The 3,874-nt window shown below is 33.9% G+C and carries 3 protein-coding genes and 1 pseudogene; 3 read left to right on the plus strand and 1 reads right to left on the minus strand.

Translation table 11 applies throughout. From position 1 onward, the window contains the following. Positions 1-252: 252 nt before the first annotated feature. Positions 253-843: pseudogene (locus F9U64_RS22415) on the minus strand (cupin domain-containing protein); the annotation flags it as partial. Between the two features lie 562 nt (positions 844-1,405). On the opposite strand from F9U64_RS22415, the gene F9U64_RS23320 reads away from it, so the two are divergent. The 3 genes from F9U64_RS23320 to F9U64_RS22430 all read left to right on the plus strand — a co-directional run bounded on the left by F9U64_RS23320 (position 1,406) and on the right by F9U64_RS22430 (position 3,813). Continuing rightward, the gene (locus tag F9U64_RS23320; RefSeq protein ID WP_266095274.1) at positions 1,406-1,618 is read left to right on the plus strand and encodes a hypothetical protein; all 213 of its coding nucleotides are present in this window, start codon (positions 1,406-1,408) and stop codon (positions 1,616-1,618) included. A 954-nt stretch (positions 1,619-2,572) separates the two neighbouring features. Continuing rightward, on the plus strand, positions 2,573-3,493 hold the full coding sequence (locus tag F9U64_RS22425; protein ID WP_153407121.1) for a DMT family transporter: 921 nt from the start codon (positions 2,573-2,575) through the stop codon (positions 3,491-3,493). An 11-nt stretch (positions 3,494-3,504) separates the two neighbouring features. Then, on the plus strand, positions 3,505-3,813 hold the full coding sequence (locus tag F9U64_RS22430) for a tRNA-binding protein (protein WP_153407122.1): 309 nt from the start codon (positions 3,505-3,507) through the stop codon (positions 3,811-3,813). Positions 3,814-3,874: the final 61 nt, after the last annotated feature.

Consider the following 3,874-nt stretch of genomic DNA (forward strand, 5'->3'; position numbering starts at 1 on the left):
AAACGCTCCTCGGTTTTTTATTTGAACCAAGTCTAACTGACCTTAACTAACTTGTCTAACTAAGTGTAACCGATTCACTGTTTCATATGCTCTTTCAGGAGAATATCCCTTCCCAACAAGAACCCCCATCAAAATAAATTCCTGCAATATATGTGTATCATTTATACCTCTTTTAACATCTTCTAACCCCTCGTTAACTAGAAATTCCGTATACTGTACCCATTCATCCGGTGTTTTACCGAACACATCTGTATTTCCATTGCTATGACCTTCTTCAGCCGCCATTGCGTCTTGTTTCGTAACATGAATTGTTCCAAATGGATGATTAGGTGGAGCATAAATAGAATATAGTTTCAAAGGAGTATTACCTGTATTGATTAAATTATGCCACATCCCTGCAGGTATTATGACGGCAGAATCATCATAGACATTTCTTTCAAAAGTTAAATTATTTTTATTTTTCCCCATTAGAGTTATACCCTGACCTTGTTCAATACGTAAAAATTGATCAACATTTGGATGCATCTCCAGGCCAATATCTTCTCCCGGCTCGAGACTCATTAAAGTAACTTGAAAATGCTCTCCTGTCCATAAAGCAGTCCGAAATGTATCGTTTTGCTTCGTTGCTTAATTGATATTAACGACTAACGGATTTGGACCGTAGTCTTTTAAGGGAATAGGAGGATTGCCGTTGGGTGATCGAAAACCGTTATACCCATAAACTTGATCTACTCCATTATGATTTGGCCAAAACCCTTGCTGGGTTCCAGATGAATACATTGGTGCATTTGCATAATAAGGATTTGGTGATAAATACGAATAAGGGTAAGGAACATTGTTCATTTTTCTCAATCCTTTCACATGTTTTATAAATATCCTATGCATGTGTCTAGGTAATGTACTTATAATTCCATGAGAAAAAACTTTACACGAATCGGTTATTTTGTAGAAAAAATGAAAAACGATTCTACGAATAGTTCCTTAACATATGACGTACCTATACACACTAACCCATTCAAGGAGCATAAAGTAAGATAGGAATTGAAACACAAGGAGGAAAATTATGTATTTTCTCAACATGATACCTATTTTCGTGCTCATCTAGAAAAAGATATTCAAAGTGCGATAAAGCCGAGTACAGTGCAATTATTTGTTATGAACAATTAGCGAACAGGGAACCCACCAATGTTATAAAAGAAAAAACACTTGAAATCCACCAAGACGAAGAAAGACATTTTGAAGATTTCATTAGCATTTATATGAATATAGCGGGGAAACAACCTGTATTTAACATAACGGAAGAATGCCCAAGTGATTTTAATGCAGGAATTGGTTTATCCTTAAGGATGAACAGGAAACAGTAGATTTTTATTTAGATATAGCCGATCAGGCAAAAGACCCTTCTATTAAGGATAGATTCCGTCGTGCAGCTGCTGACGAGCAAAATCATGCCGTTTGGTTTATGTATTTTTCTTTAAATGGAACAGAAAATAGAATAGTCAGTTGTCAACTAGAGAATTATGGAACAAAAGGAGTATTAAATGCTGCAATATTAACACCTGCTCAAATGTTGATATATGCACTTCAAGACGAATACTCGCACAAGCAAGGTAGATAATATATTGGAAAATTTCGGCTACATTCAAACCTTCTCCAGAATAAAACAAGCAGAAATAGAGATTATTGGGATGTATGATAAGTTCTTAGCATTCGATCTATCAGATGATAAGAGAACAGTTTATCACCATTTACGAAACCCCTCTCTAACTAATTCTGAGAAAACACCGGCTTTAAAATGGCATATCCCCGCAACAATGATTAATTCGACTTTCCTTTCCCTCAGGACAAAATAAAAATAGCCATAACCCTTTATACGACAGGGATTATGGCTATATTATGATAAATAATTTTGAATAGTTAAATTGTATTTAACGCGAACTTAATCTTGTTAGAAATTACACTACTCTCATTATCGCTCTTTCTTTTTTTAGCTAAAAGCGAGTGATAAATCGTAGCGTAAACGGTCCCTCTTATAAGTTTCCTTACTCATCAACTAATTAGGATGAGTGTGGAGCACATGGCAGCACTTTGACTTTTTGCTGCTAATAGCATTGCCAAAGTTATTGAAAATTATGTAGGAGAATAAATATATTATGGTGTTAATGGCTACTTTTCTATTAGTAGCCTTTTTGGTGTTGGAAAAACTAAAGAACCAATTCTTAAAATAAAGAACTTTTTAAAATTTTTTAATTGCATAGTTTATTTGTAGGGTTCAACAAAATTTTCTGTTTAATATTATAACCTCTTGTTCAATTGTTCAACTAAAGCACCCGTTTTACTTTAAGTATAATTCTTCACAATCATTATTCGACATTAGGTTGATTAATCATTAAAGTCTGTTATTATTTAATTGTTATTGACTATTTTAAGGAGTTGATATTTATGTTTTTAGCACCTTTATTTGAAAATGATGTACCAGTAGCACTCTCCTGCTCTTAATGGAGAGAATTTTAAATAGCATTTTCTCTCCGTTAGGGCATAGCTAGCCTAATTAAAAACGGAGGGTACAAACATGAAAAATACACTTATTGGTTCATTATTTTTAATATTAGCTTCAAGCATTTGGGGAGGTATGTATGTTGTCGTTAAAATAGTAGTGGCTGTCATACCACCATTAGAACTTGTATGGATGCGTTATTTAATAGCACTAGTTGCACTAGTCATAATTGGACTGGTGACTAGACAAAATTGGAGAATTAAAAGACGTCACTTTGGTATTATAATTGCTATTGCAATTATAGGGTACGTCATTTCCATTGTTACTCAAGAAATAGGTACAATTCTTTCTACTGCACAAATGGGTGCTATTATAACTTCTACAACACCTGCATTTATGGTTTTGTTTGCTAGTTTAATCCTTAAAGAACGTTTAACTTTAAAGAAGGTTATTTCAGTTAGTTTAGCCACTATTGGTGTGATTACCATTGTTGGAATTGATGATATTAATATGTCTAGCATGCTTGGTGGAGTATCACTTATTATAGCAGCATTAACATGGGCGTTAATGTCTGTACTAGTAAAACGTCTACCTAGTGATTATTCCCAAATTGTCGTTACGTCTTATGCTACTTTAATTGCTTTTGTTGTTTTAACTCCTTTTGTTATAACAAAATTACCAAAAATTGATATAAACGATTTAACTAATCCAACCATTTGGGGAGGATTAATTTATTTGGGTGTAATATCGACATCTATTGCATTTCTATTATGGAATCGTGGATTACAAATGTTAAATGCCTCCAGTGGTGGAGTTTTCTTCTTCTTTCAACCCGTTGTTGGAACATTATTAGGATGGTTAATACTAGGTGAAACGATTAGCATAACCTTTTGGATAGGTTCTGTTTTAATTCTCATAGGGGTCTTAATAGTTATTAAAGATAGACAAGAAGAACAAAACCATCCTTTATCTCAAAAACAAACAAACACATTTTAGGAGGCATTACTATGGCAACTTTCGACGATTTTCAAAAGCTAGATATGCGTGTTGGAGAAATTACCAGAGCAGAAGCGTTCCCTAAAGCAAGAAAACCAGCATATAAACTATGGGTTGACTTTGGAGAAGAGATAGGGATTAAACAAAGTAGCGCTCAAATAACAGATTGTTATGATTTGGATGAACTAATTGGTAAGCAAGTATTAGGAGTAGTTAACTTTCCTCCTATGAGAGTTGCTGATTTTAGTTCAGAGATTTTGGTAATGGGGGTTTATTCAGAACAAGGTGTAGTTCTTATAGAACCTGTGACCGTCAAGTAGAATGACACAATTTTTGCTTATTAATTTGAAACACTTGGTTGTCCAAATATAGTCGATCTAT

It is taken from the genome of Gracilibacillus oryzae, assembly GCF_009498735.1.
Lineage (GTDB): Bacteria > Bacillota > Bacilli > Bacillales > Amphibacillaceae > Gracilibacillus > Gracilibacillus oryzae.

Coding starts and splice junctions, on each gene's coding strand:
- F9U64_RS22425 (WP_153407121.1), top strand. CDS start 2,573: ATGAAAAATACACTTATTGGTTCATTATTTTTAATATTAGCTTCAAGC.
- F9U64_RS22430 (WP_153407122.1), top strand. CDS start 3,505: ATGGCAACTTTCGACGATTTTCAAAAGCTAGATATGCGTGTTGGAGAA.